Here is a 16121-nt window from a genome sequence, read left to right as displayed (position 1 = left end):
TGAAGGGCAATTTGGGCACGCGATCATGGCCATGAACGTTGCGAGTTCGTCCGGCGGCGGTGGACGCCGCGGCCGGCGCAAGCCGGTCGTGGCCGAGATCAACGTCACGCCGATGGTCGACGTGATGCTGGTGCTGCTCATCATCTTCATGGTGTCCGCGCCGATGTTGACGGTCGGCGTGCCGCTCGACCTGCCCCAGACCCAGGCCAAGAGCCTCGAAAACAACGACCAGAAGCCGATCCAGATGTCGGTCGACATCAAGGGCAAGGTGTTCATCAACGATGCCGAGATCGCGATCAACGAGCTGATACCCAAGCTGAAGGCGATCACGGACGCGCGCGGCGGGCTCGAGGAGCGCATCTATCTGCGCGCCGACAAGAAGGCGGATTACGGCACGGTGGCCAAGGTGATGGGCCTGTTGTCCGGCGCCGGATTCAAGAAGCTGGCCCTCGTCACGGAAGCGGATCAGGGATCTTGAAGCCGTGAAGGTGAACGTCGACAAGACACTCGTTGCGTCGATTGCCCTCCATGTCCTGGTGCTGGGATGGGGCCTCCTTACCTTTAGCAGCAAGGCCTACATCGCGCCGGAGGAGTCGCTTCCGGTCGACATCATCTCCACCGATCAGCTCGCCAAGATGATGGCGGGACAGAAGACCGGCAAGAAAGAAGAGCCGAAGCCCAAGGTCGAGAAGATCGCGGAAGCCAAGCCGGAGGAAGACGCGGTCGGCAAGGTCACCGAGAAGAAAGAGCTGATCAAGACCAATTCGCAGCCGGAGCCGCCGCCGAAGCCGGTCGAGAAGCCGGTGGAGAAGAAGCCCGAGCCGCCGAAGCCCGTCGCCGAGGCCAAGCCGAAGGAAGAGCCGAAGCCGCAGGAAAAGAAGCCTGATCCGGCCAAGGAAGATCCGATCGCCGAGCTCCAGAAGAAGCTGGAGACCAAGAAGCCGCCGCCCAAGCCCGTGGAGCAGAAGGTCGCGGCAGTGCAGCCGCAGCAGCAGCCGAAGCCGAAGGAGCGCACCTTCGATCCCGCGCAGATCCAGCGCGATCTCGACAAGCGCGCCGCGACCCGGCACGAACTTGCCGGCACGGCGCTGAATGCGTCGGCCTCTCTGGGGGCGGCGACCGGGACGGCCGCCAACAATGTCGCGACCTGGCGCGGTGCATTCCAGGGCGCGGTCAAGCGCTGCTTCACGCCCACCTACAACGGCCAGGACGCCGATCAATACGAGGCCGACATCGACATTCCCATGAAGATCGACGGATCGCTGGCGTCCGAGCCCATCGTCATCGCGGTGAGGGGACCGTCGCGGTCGATCGCTCAGGCGGTTGCCGAGAGCGCCAAGCGCGCCATCGTGCAGTGCCAGGTCTATTCGTTCATGCCGAAGCAGCAGTATGAGAGCTGGAAGCTCATTCCGATGACCTTCGGTCTGAAAGATATGTTGTGACATCCGAACAAAAGAATTTTGCAATGAATGACGCCCGATCGATCACCCGCCGCCGCTTTATGACCGTCACCGGATCGGCGCTTGCCATGCTCGGGGGCGGCCACGCCTTCGCCCAGAGTCAGCCGCGGCTTCGCATCGATCCCACTGAATTCCAGCCGATCCCGATCGCGATCTCCGGCTTCGTGCCAGGCTCCCCGTCCGACGGCGACGTCGGCAACGGCGTCACACAGGTCATCACCAACAACCTGAAGCGCTCGGGCCTGTTCGCGCCGATTGACCAGGCTGCGTTCATCGAGCGCATCAGCAACATCGACGTCGCACCGCAATTCCAGAACTGGAAGACCATCAACGCGCAGGCCCTCGTCACCGGCCGCATGACGCGGCAGCCGGACGGCCGCCTCAAGGCCGAATTCCGCCTGTGGGACGTGGTCACCGGCCAGCAGCTCGCGGGACAGCAATATTTCACGTCGCCGGAATATTGGCGCCGCATCGCCCACATCATCTCCGACCAGATCTACGAGCGCATGACCGGCGAGAAGGGGTATTTCGACAGCCGCGTCGTGTTCGTTGACGAGACCGGATCGAAGGAGCGCCGCGTCAAGCGGCTTGCCATGATGGACCAGGACGGCGCCAATGTGCGCTACCTGACCCGCGGCTCCGACCTCGTGCTGACGCCGCGCTTCTCGCCGAATTCGCAAGAGATCACCTACATGGAGTTCGGCCAGGGCGATCCGAAGGTCTATCTCTTCAACATCGAGACTGGCCAGCGCGAGATCGTCGGCAACTTCCCCGGCATGACCTTTGCGCCGCGCTTCTCGCCGGACGGCCAGCGCGTCATCATGAGCCTGCAACAGGGCGGCAATTCCAACCTGTTCGTGATGGATCTGCGCTCGCGCTCGACCACGCGTCTCACCGACACGCCGGCGATCGACACGTCTCCGTCTTACTCACCGGACGGCAGCCGTATCTGCTTCGAGTCCGATCGTGGCGGCAGGTCGCAGATCTATGTGATGGCGGCAGGCGGAGGACAGGCGCAGCGCATCTCCTTCTCCAAGGATGACACCAACGCCAGCTATTCGACACCGGTGTGGTCGCCGAAGGGCGATTACATCGCCTTCACCAGGCAAGGCGGCGGGCAGTTCTCGATCGGCGTCATGAAGCCGGACGGCTCCGGCGAGCGGCTGCTCACCTCCGGCTTCCACAATGAAGGTCCGACCTTCTCGCCGAACGGCCGCGTGCTGATGTTCTTCCGCGATCCCGGCGGCAACAGCGGGCCTTCGCTCTACAGCGTCGACATCTCCGGCCGCAACGAGCTGAAGGTGCCGACACCGGGCTTCGCCTCCGACCCGGCATGGTCGCCGCTGCTGTCCTCCACGTCGGGCTGACAACATCGCAGTTGAAGCATCGCGTGTTCAGACGCGCGATGTTTTCGAAAAAGCGCGCCGATTTTTCCGCGTTCGTTGCGAAGGGCAAGACTTCCTTCACCTTGTGCCCGGCAAGGCTTGCCTAGCTGCTTGATATGTAAGAAGAAATCGCTTCGCTATTGCCGAAAAACAACTCGGCTTTAACGATGTTCCCTCAGGAAAGCTTCATCTCGGCTCGGTAAGACTACGCGCCGAACAGGACGCGCGTACAAACCAAATGCAGTTCGCAAGCCAGAGCGGAGAGCAGGGGCAGCCGCCGCCGGTCAACCCGGCAGCGCAGATCGATTCGCTCTTTGAAGCGCCGGGACCACTGCTGGCCGGGCTCATCTTCGTATCGATCGGTGCTGCACTGACGGCACTGAAGACGGGCGAGCCCCTCGTTTGGGCGTGTGTGGCGTTTCTCGTCTTGGCCGGATCGGTGCGGGCGATCGATTTGCGCCGCTATCAGGCGCGCAAGTCGAACGTGACCGCCGAGGCGGCCAAACGCTGGCAGACGCGCTATCAAATCGGGGCGATGATCCAGGCCGCTGCGATTGGCACCTGGTGCGGCACGACCCTGCTCGCTACCGACGACGCGGTCTCACATATGATTGCTCTGTCGGTCACTACAGGCATTGCCGCAGGGGGAGCGGGAAGGGCGTACGGACGACCGTCGATCTTCCATTTTCAGGCGGTGCTCATCTTCACCCCGGCGGTCTTGGCATTGGCGTGGCGCGGCACGCCCTACTATATCGCAATGGCCGTTGTGAGTGCTGCCTTCCTGCTCGCGATCATGCAGCTCTCGGCCAACCTCCACAGGATATTCATGGGAGCCGTGGTGGCGCGTGAGCGCGAGTCGGCGCTCGCGGGTCAGTTCGATACTGCCCTGAACAACATGCCGCACGGGCTTTGCATGTTCCACCTCGACGGGCAGCTCGCGGTGATGAATCACCGTTTCGCCGCGATGATGAGCCTGCCCGATAATCTGCCGCAGAGCGGCGCCAGCGCACGCGACATCATCGCCGCCTGTGTCAAAGCCGGGGCCATCTCGGCTGCGAACGGCGAGCAGATCATCGCTGGCCTCGAGAGTTCGCGGGAGAATGAGATCATCACCGTCGATACGAACATCGAGCGAAATCGGTCGCTGTCCTGGACCGTTCAGCCGATGGCGGACGGAGGAGCGGTGCTGCTGCTCGAGGATATTACGGAGCGGCGCAATGCCGAAGCCAAGATCAGTCACCTCGCGCGCTATGATGACCTCACGGCCCTGCCGAACAGGGTCAATTTTCGCGACGAAATCGAGCACCTGCTGGCTGTCTCGCACGACGCGGGGCAGCTCTCCGCGCTGCTGTTCATCGACCTCGACCAGTTCAAGCAGGTCAACGACACGCTGGGCCATCCCTGCGGCGACCAGCTCCTGTGCGCCGTCGCCAACCGCCTGCGCGAGATGCTGCGCCCCGAGGATTTCGTCGCCCGGTTCGGCGGCGACGAGTTCGTCGTGTTCCAGCAGAACCTCAACACGCCCGAGGACGCCGCAGCGCTCGCCCGCCGCATCGTCGAGCGGTTGAGCGAGCGGTATCGCATCGACAATCACCTGGTCGAGATCGGCGCCAGCGTCGGCATCGCACTGACCTCGCCGGACGGCACCAGCGCCGATACGCTGCTCAAGAACGCCGACATGGCGCTGTATCGCGCCAAGGCCGACGGCCGCGGCACATTCTGTTTCTTCCGCGACGAGATGGCGGCGACCGTCGAGGCGCGCCGCATCCTCGAGCTCGACCTGCGCAAGGCGCTCGCCAACGAGGAATTCGAGCTGTTCTTCCAGCCGCTGGTCAATCTGAAGTCCGGCAAGATCACCACCTGTGAGGCGCTGCTGCGCTGGAATCATCCGGTGCGCGGCACGGTTTCGCCGGTCGATATCATCCCGGTCGCCGAGGACATGGGCCTGATCGTCGATCTCGGCCGCTGGATCCTGCGCCGCGCCTGCATGGAATGCATGAAGTGGCCGGAGAGCGTCAGCGTCGCCGTCAACTTCTCGCCGCAACAATTCCACCAGCGCGATGTCTTGAGCGAAATCCGCTACGCGCTCGAAGTGTCGGGCTTGCCGGCGCATCGACTGGAGATCGAGATCACCGAGTCCTCGCTGCTGCGCAACACCCAGCTCACGCACGACATCCTGTCGCAACTGCACGCGCTCGGCGTGCGCATCTCGCTCGATGATTTTGGCACCGGCTACTCCAGCCTCAGCTACCTGCACAATTTCCCGATGCAGAAAGTGAAGATCGACCGCTCCTTCCTCGAAGGCATCGATGCCGACCGGCCGTTGACGCTGCTGCGCGGCGTCGCGCGGCTGTCCGCCGACCTCGGGATGTCCGTCGTGGTCGAGGGTATCGAGACCAACGAGCAGCTCGAGCTGATCAGCGCCGACGGCACCGTGACCGAAGGGCAGGGTTACCTGTTCAGCCGGCCCGTTCCGGCGGTGCGAATCCGCCAATTGCTCAACGCCTCGCATGGCCGTCGTATGCCTGACGACCAGCTCGCCCTCGTGTCGTCGCGATCGGCTTGATCCTTTTCCGGCGGCTCCTTCATCGCAATCGGCTCGCGCTTGCTCCGTAATCTTGCGGACCCGCAAAGGTTAACCCTAACAGTTCTAAAGCTTTGCAATTTCGTTAAGGAACCATTAATCTGCTGCTACTCGCGGAAGTTGCTTGGAGTTTTGAGGTAGCAGATGAAGTCCGGAGCCGAACCGACCCCGGCGCTCCTTCCCCGAGGGGCCGCGTTGTTTGACCGTATCGATTACCGACTGATCGAGACTCCCGAGGACAAGGACAACCTGTATTTGATGCGCTACCGCGCCTATCTGCAGGCCGGTCTGATCGAGCCGTCGGCTTCACTGCGCGTCAGCGATCGCTTCGACGAAACACCCAACACCTGGAATTTCGGGATTTATGTTGATGGAGAGCTTTGCAGCTCCGTCCGTATCCATCTTCTGACGTCGGAATGGCGGATGTCCTATACCACCGAGGTGTTCGGCGACATCCTGCATCCCCGCCTCGATCGCGGCGAGGTCTTTGTCGATCCGTGCCGGCTGGTTGCAGATCCCGACAAGCACCATCGCTTCCCCGAGTTGCCCTACCTGACGGTCCGCCTGGCCTTTGTCGCGTGCGATCATTTCAATGCCGACACCGGGCTTGCCATGATCCGGACCGATCATCAGGCATTTTACCGTCGCATTTTCCTGCATGAGACCATTTCACCGGAGCCGCGGGGCTTTCCGGGCTGGCCCACCAAAAAGGCGGTCCTGATGGCCACCGACGTCCGGCGGCAGCGGGATAAGGTGCTGGCACGCTTTCCGATCATGCGCTCCAGTGCGTTTGAGCGGCGCATGCTGTTTGAGCGCAGCACCTCGCGGCCGGCTGCCACGCGGCCGGTGCTGCTGACCTCGCCGCGGAACCTGGATGTGACGGCCCCAGCATTCGGCTCCGCCTGCTAAAGCGCGATGAGATTTGGATGAATCGTCATCGCGCTTTAGCTTGTTGTTTACGCATGATCTTTCCGGAAAACCGCTTCGCACTTTTCCGGATCATGCTTTAGGACCATCCACACCTTCGATTCGGCCCAAATTTACAGCAAAAGCCGGCGGGTTTGCCGACCGACGCGGCTTGCCTTCACCCTCGCGCCACATTTACAACTCATTAACCATGCCGGTTGCTTTTCGCTGGTTGGGGGCATTTGACCGGCTGTGGCAAGGTTCCGTCAAGGTTGACGGAACGTTCGCTTAACCAACCCCCTGTAGACCGGACAGCAGTGGACTAACGTGAGCGTGGAGGCTCCGGAATGAAACATCCTATGCGTATCCTCCAGGGATTGAAGCTGGCCGCGGTGCTCGCCGTCGCGCTGTCGATGGGCGCCTGCGCCAACAAGAATGCTGCGACGGATGCGATGGCCAATGCGGCGACGCCCGGCAGCCAGCAGGATTTCGTCGTCAACGTGGGCGACCGCGTGTTCTTCGAAAGCGACCAGACTGATCTGACCCCGCAGGCGATCGTGACCCTGGAGAAGCAGGCGCAGTGGCTCCAGACCTATCCGCGCTACAGCTTCACCATCGAAGGTCATGCCGACGAGCGCGGCACCCGCGAATACAACATCGCGCTCGGCGCCCGCCGTGCCCAGTCGGTGCGCTCGTTCCTCGCCTCGCGCGGCATCGATCCGAATCGCATGCGCACGATCTCCTACGGCAAGGAGCGGCCGGTGGCCGTTTGTAACGACATCTCCTGCTGGTCGCAGAACCGCCGCGCCGTCACTGTCTTGAACGCGAGCTCCTGACGTCCGGTCAGGTGCCGTTCAGCTTCGGAATTGGATGATGCCGGCGCCCTTTCGGGCGCCGGTTTCGTTTCAGCATTCTGTGACTTAAAACCCCTTGGTACCAGTCACATTTTTGGCGTACTCCACTTCAATGTGTGGCGCGTCGAATGTTCCGCCGCAGGCCATTTCGCTTTTGTCGTCAGGGCAAGATGTCATCCAGATTTAAGGTCTTTACCGGCACCGTGGCGACCGCCGCGCTGCTTTCTTTGGGTTCGCCCGCACTTGCGCAATCGGTCTTCGCGCAGTCGGATGATGCCGACCCGGAGATGCGGATCGAGCGGCTGGAGAACCAGCTGCGCCAGCTCACCGGCCAGAACGAGGAGCTGCAATACCGCAACCGGCAGCTCGAAGAGCGGCTGCGGGCGCTCGAGGGCGGCGCGCAAGGCGCGCCCGGACAGGCGCCCAACGTCGCGGCGATGCCGCCCGCGCAGGTGGCACCAAGTCAGATCGCGCCCGGCTATCGCCAGCCGCCGCAACAGCCGGCCGTGCAGCCGACCTACGAGCAGCCGCAGATCGCCGCGCCCGCGCCGATCGTTCAGGAGCAGCCGGCGCCCGGCGCACCCGGCACGCGTCGCCGCGGCGATGCCTTCGACCCGAGCCAGAACCCGAATGCGCCGGGCGCACCGCGCGCGCTCGGCGGCGGCCAGCAGCCGATGCCGGCAGGAACTCCGAGCGGGGCACCCGGCGGCCGTGGCGCCGGCGAGCCGCTCGATCTCGCCAATACCAGCCCCCGCTACCAGCAAGGTGTGCCGCCAGCCGCGCAGCCCGGCTATCCGCCGGCCCAACCCGGCTATCCCGCGCCATCGGGCGGCACTGGCCTGACGACGCTACCGCCCTCGGCGACGGCGCGCGACGAGTTCGACCTCGGCATCGGCTACATGCAGCGCAAGGACTATGCGCTTGCCGAGCAGACCATGAAGAACTTTGCGCAGAAATTTCCGAGCGACCCGCTCGTCGGAGACGCGCAATACTGGCTCGGCGAGAGCTACTTCCAGCGCCAGCAATATCGCGACTCCGCGGAGGCCTTCCTCGCCGTGACCACCAAATACGAAAAATCGGCCAAGGCGCCGGATGCGCTGCTGCGGCTCGGCCAGTCGCTCGCCGCGCTGAAGGAGAAGGAGGCCGCTTGCGCCGCCTTCGGCGAGATCGGCCGCAAATATCCGCGTGCCTCCGCCGGCGTCAAAGCCGCGGTCGACCGCGAACAGAAGCGGGTGAAGTGCTGACGTCCGGGGTCCTGACAACGCGGATGGTGCTGCGCTAAACATCGGAACCATCTGCCGGCGACTGTCAGGGCCGCGTCATGTCAGACGACGACAATTCTCCCATCTCGGCGCGCGAGGCGATGCGGCTCTTCGCCGGCCTGAAGGCTGCGCCGGCGCTGGTGCTCGCGGTCTCCGGCGGGCCCGACTCGGTCGCGCTGATGTGGCTTGCCGCCCGCTGGCAGCGCAGCCTCGCGCGCGGCCCGCAACTCACCGTCGTCACCGTCGACCACGGCCTACGCCCCGAGGCAGCCCGCGAGGCACGCGAGGTCAAGCGGCTCGCGAACCAGCTCGGATTGCCGCATCGGACCCTGCGCTGGCGTGGCGCAAAGCCGAAGACGGGCCTGCCTGCCGCTGCGCGCGAGGCCCGTTACCGCCTGCTCGCAGAGGCCGCACGTGCCGCCGGTGCGAGCCATGTGCTGACGGCCCACACCCGCGACGACCAGGCCGAGACCCTGTTGATGCGCCTCTTCCGCGGCAGCGGGCTGGCCGGGCTGTCGGCCATGGCGCCCCTCAGCGAGCGCGACGGAATCGTGCTGGCGCGTCCGCTGCTCGATGTTCCGAAATCGCAGCTGATCGCGACCTTGAGGCGGGCGAAGGTCGGCTTTGTCGAGGACCCCACCAACCGGGACACTGCCTTCACCCGGCCGCGGCTGCGCGCGCTGCTGCCGCTTCTCGCGGCCGAGGGCGGCGATGCCCGCAATCTGGCGCGGCTCGCGGCAAGGCTGGCGCGGGCAAATGCGGCGGTCGAGGTGCTGGTCGACGGCGCCGAGCGCTTCCTCCGTCTGCGGGATCGCGGCGGTGCGCCGCAGGCGGACGTCCGAAGCTTCGAGGCCTCGGCCTTTGCCGCCCTGCCGGAGGAGGTCCGGCTGCGGCTCCTGCTGCGGGCCATCAATGCGCTCGGACATGAAGGACCGGCGGAACTCGGCAAGGTCGAAACCCTGCTGTCCGCATTGGACGAGGCCATTGCCGCAAGTCTCGATGCCCGCGCCACTGGCCGGCCGGTCCTGAAGCAAACCCTCGCGGGAGCCTTGATCAGCCTCGCCGGCGGGCGTATCCAAATCGCACCGGCGCCGGCAAGGCGCCGTGGGAGTGGATGAGCTCGGGACTGGGGCGGATCATGACACCAGCCATTTCGGCCCCGCGCCATCAGAACACCTTAACCAGGCAGGAAAAACCCCGCTCCGGGTGCCATTATTTCAGCGGGAATCGCTCTAAGATGGGCTAAATAGTCCCATCTCATTCCCTTGGCAGCGACCCGGACGGCACCTAAATTGTATGCGTCTAACCGAGAGGATTCCTTGGGGATTTTCTCTAGCTTGCCCAAGTAGCTCCTGAAGGACCAGGCCGCGATCCGCGCGACCACGAAGGAAGATCGATGAACGCCAATCTGCGCAATTTCGCCCTCTGGGTCATCATTGTTTTGCTGCTGTTGGCGTTGTTCACGCTCTTCCAGAATCCGGGTCAGCGGGCGTCCTCGCAGGACATCGCCTTCTCCCAGCTGCTGAGCGAAGTTGATCGCGGCAATGTCCGCGACGTCGTGATCCAGGGCCCGGACATCCACGGCACCTTCACCAACGGCTCGAGCTTCCAGACCTATGCGCCGAACGATCCAACGCTGGTGAAGCGGCTCTACGACAGCAAGGTGCAGATCACCGCGAAGCCGCCGGGCGACAACGTGCCCTGGTTCGTCTCGCTGCTGGTCTCCTGGCTGCCCTTCATCGCGCTGATCGGCGTCTGGATCTTCCTGTCGCGGCAGATGCAGGGCGGCGCCGGCAAGGCGATGGGCTTCGGCAAGTCGCGCGCGAAGATGCTGACCGAAGCGCATGGCCGCGTCACCTTCGAGGACGTCGCCGGCGTGGATGAGGCCAAGCAGGATCTGCAGGAGATCGTCGAATTCCTGCGCGACCCCGGCAAATTCCAGCGCCTCGGCGGCCGCATCCCGCGCGGCGTGCTGCTGGTCGGCCCGCCCGGCACCGGTAAGACCCTGATCGCGCGTGCGGTCGCGGGTGAAGCCAACGTGCCGTTCTTCACCATTTCCGGTTCGGATTTCGTCGAGATGTTCGTCGGCGTCGGCGCGAGCCGCGTCCGCGACATGTTCGAGCAGGCCAAGAAGAACGCGCCCTGCATCATCTTCATCGACGAGATCGACGCTGTCGGTCGTCACCGCGGCGCCGGCCTCGGCGGCGGCAACGACGAGCGCGAGCAGACGCTGAACCAGCTGCTGGTCGAGATGGACGGCTTCGAGGCCAACGAGGGCGTGATCCTGATCGCCGCGACCAACCGTCCTGACGTGCTCGATCCCGCGCTGCTGCGGCCAGGCCGCTTCGACCGCCAGGTCGTTGTGCCCAATCCCGATGTCGTCGGCCGCGAGCAGATCCTCAAGGTTCACGTCCGCAAGGTGCCGCTGGCCCCCGATATCAACCTCAAGACCATCGCGCGCGGCACGCCGGGCTTCTCCGGCGCCGACCTGATGAACCTCGTCAACGAGGCTGCGCTCACCGCCGCCCGCCGCAACAAACGGATGGTGACGCAGGCCGAGTTCGAGGAGGCCAAGGACAAGGTGATGATGGGCGCCGAGCGCAAGTCGCTCGTCATGACCGAAGAAGAGAAGCTCTTGACGGCCTATCACGAGGGCGGCCACGCCATCGTCGGTCTCAACGTGCCCGCGACCGATCCGATCCACAAGGCGACCATCATTCCGCGCGGCCGTGCGCTCGGTATGGTCATGCAGCTGCCCGAGCGCGACAAGCTGTCGATGTCGCTGGAGCAGATGACCTCGCGCCTTGCCATCATGATGGGCGGCCGCGTCGCCGAAGAGCTGATCTTCGGCCGCGAGAAGGTGACCTCGGGCGCCGCCTCCGACATCGAGCAGGCCACGCGCCTTGCCCGCATGATGGTGACGCGCTGGGGCCTGTCGGAGGAACTCGGCACCGTCTCCTATGGCGAGAACCAGGACGAGGTCTTCCTCGGCATGTCGGTGTCGCGCACGCAGAACGCATCCGAAGCCACCGTTCAGAAGATCGATTCCGAGATCAAACGCCTGGTCGAGGAAGGCTACAAGGAAGCGACCCGCATCCTCACCGAGAAGCGCGCCGATCTCGAGACGCTGGCCAAGGGCCTGCTCGAGTTCGAGACGCTGACCGGCGAGGAGATCGTCGACTTGCTCAGGGGCAAGAAGCCGAACCGCGAGTCCGTGCTCGAGCCGACCACGCCGCGCGCCTCCGCCGTGCCCCCGGCCGGCAAGCCGCGCCCGCGTCCGGATCCGGATCCTGGCCTCGAGCCACAGCCGCAGGCCTGATCGAGAAGCGGCAGATCGAGAATGAAGAACGCGGCGGAAACGCCGCGTTTTTTTTTGGGTAGCCCGCTGGGCGCAGCAAGCCAGCGTGTGAGGCCTGAAGCGGGGGGCAGAAGCGCACCGTGCTCGGGGCAAATGCGCCAAACACTAAAGAAGAACTTAACGCTTGCGGCCTATTTTGGCCCGCTATGACTGATCAAGCCGTCTACAGCGCGGTTCAACCGTTTTCGGCACGTGCCGTGCTCCCCTGGGGCGTGGGGCTCAGCCTCTACACCGTGTTGCTGGCGCTCGGCCCGCGATTGCTCGGCGATCCCGACAGCTATTCCCACATCGAGCTCGGACGCTGGATCATCGCGCACGGCACCTTGCCGACGAGCGACCTGTTTTCCTTTTCGAAGCACGGCGCGCCCTGGATCACCTTCGAATGGCTGTCCGAGGTCATCTATGCCGCTGTCTACGCGCTGGCCGGCTGGCCGGCCGTCGTCGCGATCGCGGCTGCGGCGATCGCGCTCGCCTTTGGCCTGCTCACGTTCTTCCTGCTGCGGGAGCTTTCCCCGGCCCTGACTGTGCTGATGGTGATCGCGGCCATCGTCCTGCTGGCGCCGCACATGCTGGCGCGGCCGCACGTCCTCGTGTTGCCGGTGATGGTGATCTGGGCGGCTGCCCTGGTGCGCTGCATGGATCGCAGCTCGCCTCCGCCATATTGGGCTCTGCCGCTGCTGGTGCTGTGGGCCAATCTGCACGGCAGCGGCGTGCTGGCGCTTGGGCTGATTGGCCCGGCGGTGCTCGAGGCGCTGCTGCGTGAGAAGCGAAGCGAATGGCTGCACGTGTTGCTGCGGTGGCTGCCATTCACGGCACTGGCGGTCGTAGCGTCCTGCCTGACGCCGAAGGGGCCGGAACCATTGTTGATGCCGCTGACGACGCTGGCCGCAGGTCCCGCGCTCGCCTGGATCTCGGAATGGCGGCCGCAGGATTTCAGCCATAGCGGTGGCTTCGAATTGCTGCTGCTGGCTGGCATCTTTGCGCTCTCGCGCGGCGTGACACTGCCGGTCGTTCGGGTCCTGGTGGTGATCGGCTTGCTCCACTTCGCGCTGGCGCAAATCCGCAATGCGGATTTGCTGGGCATGCTGGCGCCGCTTTATCTGGCGGCCCCGCTGGGGCGGACGTTCGGCGGACCGACCGGGATCGATGCGGCCGGCCGCTCGCGCGGCCTCAATCTGGTCGCGCTCGGTGTCTTGGTCGCGATGAGCGGGGCGGCGCTGGCGCGGGACATCCGGCCGGCTCCGGCCATCACCCCGCAGGCTGCCATCGCTCATGCCGACCTGGCCGGGACGGGACGCGTGCTCAACGATTACGCCTTCGGCGGCTATTTGATCTTTGCCGGCATTCCCACCTTTATCGATGGCCGCTCCGAACTGTACGGCGGGCCGTTCATCGACCGCTACAATCGCGCCCTGGCGCTGATCGACCTCGGAGATTTCCTCAGATTGCTCGACGAATACAACATCGACGCGACACTGCTCGCACCGCAAACGCCCGCGATAGCGATGCTCGACCGACTGCCCCAGTGGCAGCGCGTCTACAGCGACGATGTGGCGGTCGTTCACAAGCGGCGAGATACGCCGCGACAATAAGTCGGGCGCCAAGGCGACACATCGGCCCTCGATCGACCCGCTGCCGAAGACCTCTTCGAGGGACGCGTGCCAATTCAGGTTCGAAGTGAGCGGCGGGAAGAGCTCGCTCGTGCGCCGGGTCACTCGTTGATGGTGTGGATCGCCTGTGTCGACGCCGTCGCTTCGCGATCGAAGCCGATTCGTGCCTGCACCACGTAGAGCGGGCGGCGTTTCACCTCGGCATGGATGCGGCCGACATAGAGCCCAACGATGCCCGTCATCAGCATGTTGATGCCGCACAGCAGCGACATGAGGACGATCGTCGAAGACCAGCCGGTCACGAGATGGCTGTCCTTGCTGAGCCACAACAGAATCACCCAGCCGCCGTAGAGCAGCGCAAGGGCCGAGACCGTCAAGCCGCACCAGATCGCCAGCCGCAGCGGCAGATCGGAAAAGCCGAGCGCGGCGTTCACCGCCAGGCGGATCATCTTGAACAGCGGGTATTTGGTTTCGCCCCCGGCGCGCTCGAGGCGGTGGAAGGCGACCTCGGCCTGCCGGAAGCCGAGCCAGGCGATCATGCCGCGCACGAAGCGATCCTGCTCCGGCATCTGCCTGAGCGCGTCGAGCACCTTGCGGTCGATCAAGCGGAAGTCGCCGACATCCGCAGGGATGCCGACGGAGGACATCCTGCCGAGCAGCCGGTAGAACAGATGCGCGGTCGCGCGCTTGAAGCGGCTTTCGCCCTCGCGCGAGAGGCGGCGGGCGTGGACGATGTCGTTGCCCTCCTTCCACTTTGCGATCAACTGCTCGATCACCTCAGGCGGGTCCTGCAGATCGGCGTCCATGACGATGATGGCGTCGCCTTGCGCGGCGTCCATGCCGGCTGTGATGGCGATCTGATGGCCGAAGTTGCGCGACAGGCCGAGGTAGCGAAAGCGCGTGTCGCGCACGGCGAGCGCTCGCAGCACGATCGAGCTGGAATCGCTGCTGCCGTCGTCGACGAAGATCGCTTCCGCCGGCCCGTCGAGCTTGGACATGACCTGGTCGAGCCGGCGCAGCAGGACCGGCAGCACCGCTTCCTCGTTGAATACGGGAATGACGAGGCTGTAGCGGATCGATCTGGAATTGGCCGCCATGCGAAGGAGTCCCGCTGGGTTGGAGGGGCGCAAGTCTATGAGCAGGTGGTTAAGGTCGCCTTTCTCAGGACTTGCGGCGAATCCTGTAGAGGACAAACCGATCCGAGGTCTCCAGTATCTCCAGCAGATCCGGCAGCGGATTTGCGGCCCGCGGTCCCAGCACATAGAGGTAGTCGAAATCCCGGTACCAGGTGAGGACAAAGCGCGGCGAGTCCGCCGGCGGGCGGCCCGTTGCAATCGCGGTGAGCAGGCCTGAGGACACCAGTCCGCCATCCGGAGTGGCGAGCTGGCGCACGGCCTCGACGGCCCGAACAGGTTGCTTGCCCGCTTCCGTGAAGAGATTGGGCACGAAGGCGTTGGCATAGTGCACCGCCAGCGTTGGCGCATAATACATCGGATACGCGGTGAGGTCGGCGAAGGGCGGATCGCCAGCTTCGTCCGCATTGCTGACGAGAACGCGCGAGCCGCGTTCGATCTTGCGGAACGACTCGATGGTGGCTGCGTAGTCAGCGCGGTAGGGCAGCCACACTGTGAAGACAACGGCGAGATTGATCAGTGTGATGCCGCCGATCGCAGCGAGCGCGCCCATTCTCCACGCCCGGCTCGGTAACGACAGCGAGCAGAACGCCGGCAGGATCAGCCCCGCAGCAGGAATCACGCGGAGGTCGGCAAACGAGGTCCCGAACAGCCTGGAGGGAATGGCCACGTACAGGAGCGCAAGACCGAGCGCGATCCAGATCCCGGGCGGCCCGAGCCTGAGAACGCCGCGCCTTGCGGCGAACAGCAGCGCGGTCATCATCGTCAGCCCGGTCACCGCGGCGGCCGTCAAATTGTAGCCGTTCATGATACGGAGCGGCCAGACCGGCTTGAATGCGAGGAACCAATCGTTGCCTTGGCTTCCGATCGCGCCTGCCGTGACATGCATGATCGAAAGCAGCGCAAGCGCCGGCAGGGCCAGCGCGCCGAGCCGCGCGGCCACGACGGGATGCGTGGTCTGCCCTTGGCGGATGCGCGACAGCTCGACAAGGCCCAGCACTGCGCCGTAGACGCCGAGCGAAAAGAAATGCCCCACATAGAGCGCGGCGACGAAGGCCGAATGGGCGGCGAAGCGCAGCGGCCAGGCGCTTTCGGCCAGCATCAGGTAGACGGCCATGCCCCAGAGCGCGAGACCGATCCCGAACTCGAAATTCACAAAACCCCAGCTGAACGGCAGGCAATAGAGGAAAGCGAGCGCGGCGAAGCCGGCGAGATGGATGCGCTTTTTCCGGACCCATTCGAGCAGAAGCGCGCCGGTGACGATCAGGACCTGGCTCAGCAGGAGAAACAGCCGAGTGGCGTCCTCGACGCTCATCAGCCGCGCCAGCTGCGGGACCATCAGGTCCATTCCGAGGTTGGGATAGAAGGCCACGTCACCTCGTAATACGGATTGGCACCCGGTGTGCCGTTCTGGCCCAGGACGTACATGCGCGCGAGGTGATTGGGATAATCGACCATCGCGGGAATGGGTGTCAGCAGCACCGGGAGAAACGAGACCGCCGCCAGCAGCGCAAGAACGATGGTCGCCACGATTCGGTCCGGGTCGGGACGCGCCGGATTTTTCGGTGG

Annotated in this window: 13 protein-coding genes; 10 read left to right on the top strand and 3 right to left on the bottom strand. The window is 64.6% G+C overall.

Annotated elements, in window-relative coordinates; all coding sequences use genetic code 11:
- Nucleotides 1-25 precede the first annotated feature (25 nt).
- The 10 genes from tolR (at nucleotide 26) to EAV90_RS19355 (ending at nucleotide 13401) form a co-directional block, all read left to right on the top strand.
- Complete coding sequence (gene tolR / locus EAV90_RS19400; protein ID WP_122405631.1) at nucleotides 26-478, top strand: protein TolR; 453 nt, start codon at nucleotides 26-28, stop codon at nucleotides 476-478.
- 4 nt (nucleotides 479-482) lie between these two features.
- A complete protein-coding gene (locus tag EAV90_RS19395; RefSeq protein WP_129144381.1) occupies nucleotides 483-1442 on the top strand; it encodes a protein TolA in 960 nt (319 codons plus the stop codon).
- Between the two features lie 23 nt (nucleotides 1443-1465).
- Entirely contained in the window at nucleotides 1466-2827 is a 1362-nt protein-coding gene (tolB, locus tag EAV90_RS19390) for a Tol-Pal system beta propeller repeat protein TolB (RefSeq protein WP_208738518.1), read from the top strand.
- A gap of 256 nt (nucleotides 2828-3083) precedes the next feature.
- Nucleotides 3084-5411: a putative bifunctional diguanylate cyclase/phosphodiesterase gene (locus EAV90_RS19385; RefSeq protein WP_122405629.1), complete on the top strand. Its 2328-nt coding sequence runs from the start codon at nucleotides 3084-3086 to the stop codon at nucleotides 5409-5411.
- 162 nt (nucleotides 5412-5573) lie between these two features.
- Nucleotides 5574-6338: an N-acyl amino acid synthase FeeM domain-containing protein gene (locus EAV90_RS19380; protein ID WP_122405628.1), complete on the top strand. Its 765-nt coding sequence runs from the start codon at nucleotides 5574-5576 to the stop codon at nucleotides 6336-6338.
- Between the two features lie 344 nt (nucleotides 6339-6682).
- The gene (gene pal, locus EAV90_RS19375; RefSeq protein ID WP_018641585.1) at nucleotides 6683-7171 is read left to right on the top strand and encodes a peptidoglycan-associated lipoprotein Pal; all 489 of its coding nucleotides are present in this window, start codon (nucleotides 6683-6685) and stop codon (nucleotides 7169-7171) included.
- A gap of 188 nt (nucleotides 7172-7359) precedes the next feature.
- Nucleotides 7360-8433: a tol-pal system protein YbgF gene (gene ybgF / locus EAV90_RS19370; protein WP_129144380.1), complete on the top strand. Its 1074-nt coding sequence runs from the start codon at nucleotides 7360-7362 to the stop codon at nucleotides 8431-8433.
- A gap of 77 nt (nucleotides 8434-8510) precedes the next feature.
- Entirely contained in the window at nucleotides 8511-9569 is a 1059-nt protein-coding gene (gene tilS / locus EAV90_RS19365) for a tRNA lysidine(34) synthetase TilS (RefSeq protein ID WP_129144379.1), read from the top strand.
- Nucleotides 9570-9847: 278 nt separating this feature from the next.
- Nucleotides 9848-11770, top strand: a complete 1923-nt coding sequence (ftsH, locus tag EAV90_RS19360) for an ATP-dependent zinc metalloprotease FtsH (protein WP_027573106.1) — start codon at nucleotides 9848-9850, stop codon at nucleotides 11768-11770.
- Between the two features lie 185 nt (nucleotides 11771-11955).
- Nucleotides 11956-13401, top strand: a complete 1446-nt coding sequence (locus EAV90_RS19355) for a hypothetical protein (protein WP_129144378.1) — start codon at nucleotides 11956-11958, stop codon at nucleotides 13399-13401.
- 119 nt (nucleotides 13402-13520) lie between these two features.
- Here the strand turns inward: EAV90_RS19355 and EAV90_RS19350 are convergent, their stop codons facing one another.
- The 3 genes from EAV90_RS19350 to EAV90_RS41470 all read right to left on the bottom strand — a co-directional run bounded on the left by EAV90_RS19350 (nucleotide 13521) and on the right by EAV90_RS41470 (nucleotide 16082).
- Complete coding sequence (locus tag EAV90_RS19350; RefSeq protein ID WP_129144377.1) at nucleotides 13521-14516, bottom strand: glycosyltransferase family 2 protein; 996 nt, start codon at nucleotides 14514-14516, stop codon at nucleotides 13521-13523.
- Between the two features lie 64 nt (nucleotides 14517-14580).
- Nucleotides 14581-15924 (bottom strand): hypothetical protein, encoded by a 1344-nt coding sequence (locus EAV90_RS19345; protein ID WP_347338811.1) that lies wholly within the window; start codon nucleotides 15922-15924, stop codon nucleotides 14581-14583.
- Complete coding sequence (locus EAV90_RS41470; RefSeq protein WP_347338810.1) at nucleotides 15891-16082, bottom strand: hypothetical protein; 192 nt, start codon at nucleotides 16080-16082, stop codon at nucleotides 15891-15893. Before EAV90_RS41470 ends, EAV90_RS19345 begins: the two co-directional genes overlap by 34 nt.
- Nucleotides 16083-16121 lie beyond the last annotated feature (39 nt).

The organism is Bradyrhizobium vignae (genome assembly GCF_004114425.1).
Taxonomy (GTDB): Bacteria; Pseudomonadota; Alphaproteobacteria; order Rhizobiales; family Xanthobacteraceae; genus Bradyrhizobium; species Bradyrhizobium vignae.
The sequence above is the reverse complement of the archived record's forward strand: the minus strand, read 5'-3'. Positions and strand labels throughout refer to the sequence as shown.

Coding starts and splice junctions, on each gene's coding strand:
- pal (WP_018641585.1), top strand. CDS start 6,683: ATGAAACATCCTATGCGTATCCTCCAGGGATTGAAGCTGGCCGCGGTG.
- ftsH (WP_027573106.1), top strand. CDS start 9,848: ATGAACGCCAATCTGCGCAATTTCGCCCTCTGGGTCATCATTGTTTTG.
- EAV90_RS19380 (WP_122405628.1), top strand. CDS start 5,574: ATGAAGTCCGGAGCCGAACCGACCCCGGCGCTCCTTCCCCGAGGGGCC.
- ybgF (WP_129144380.1), top strand. CDS start 7,360: ATGTCATCCAGATTTAAGGTCTTTACCGGCACCGTGGCGACCGCCGCG.
- EAV90_RS19385 (WP_122405629.1), top strand. CDS start 3,084: ATGCAGTTCGCAAGCCAGAGCGGAGAGCAGGGGCAGCCGCCGCCGGTC.
- EAV90_RS19355 (WP_129144378.1), top strand. CDS start 11,956: ATGACTGATCAAGCCGTCTACAGCGCGGTTCAACCGTTTTCGGCACGT.
- tolB (WP_208738518.1), top strand. CDS start 1,466: ATGAATGACGCCCGATCGATCACCCGCCGCCGCTTTATGACCGTCACC.
- tolR (WP_122405631.1), top strand. CDS start 26: ATGGCCATGAACGTTGCGAGTTCGTCCGGCGGCGGTGGACGCCGCGGC.
- EAV90_RS19350 (WP_129144377.1), bottom strand. CDS start 14,516: ATGGCGGCCAATTCCAGATCGATCCGCTACAGCCTCGTCATTCCCGTA.
- tilS (WP_129144379.1), top strand. CDS start 8,511: ATGTCAGACGACGACAATTCTCCCATCTCGGCGCGCGAGGCGATGCGG.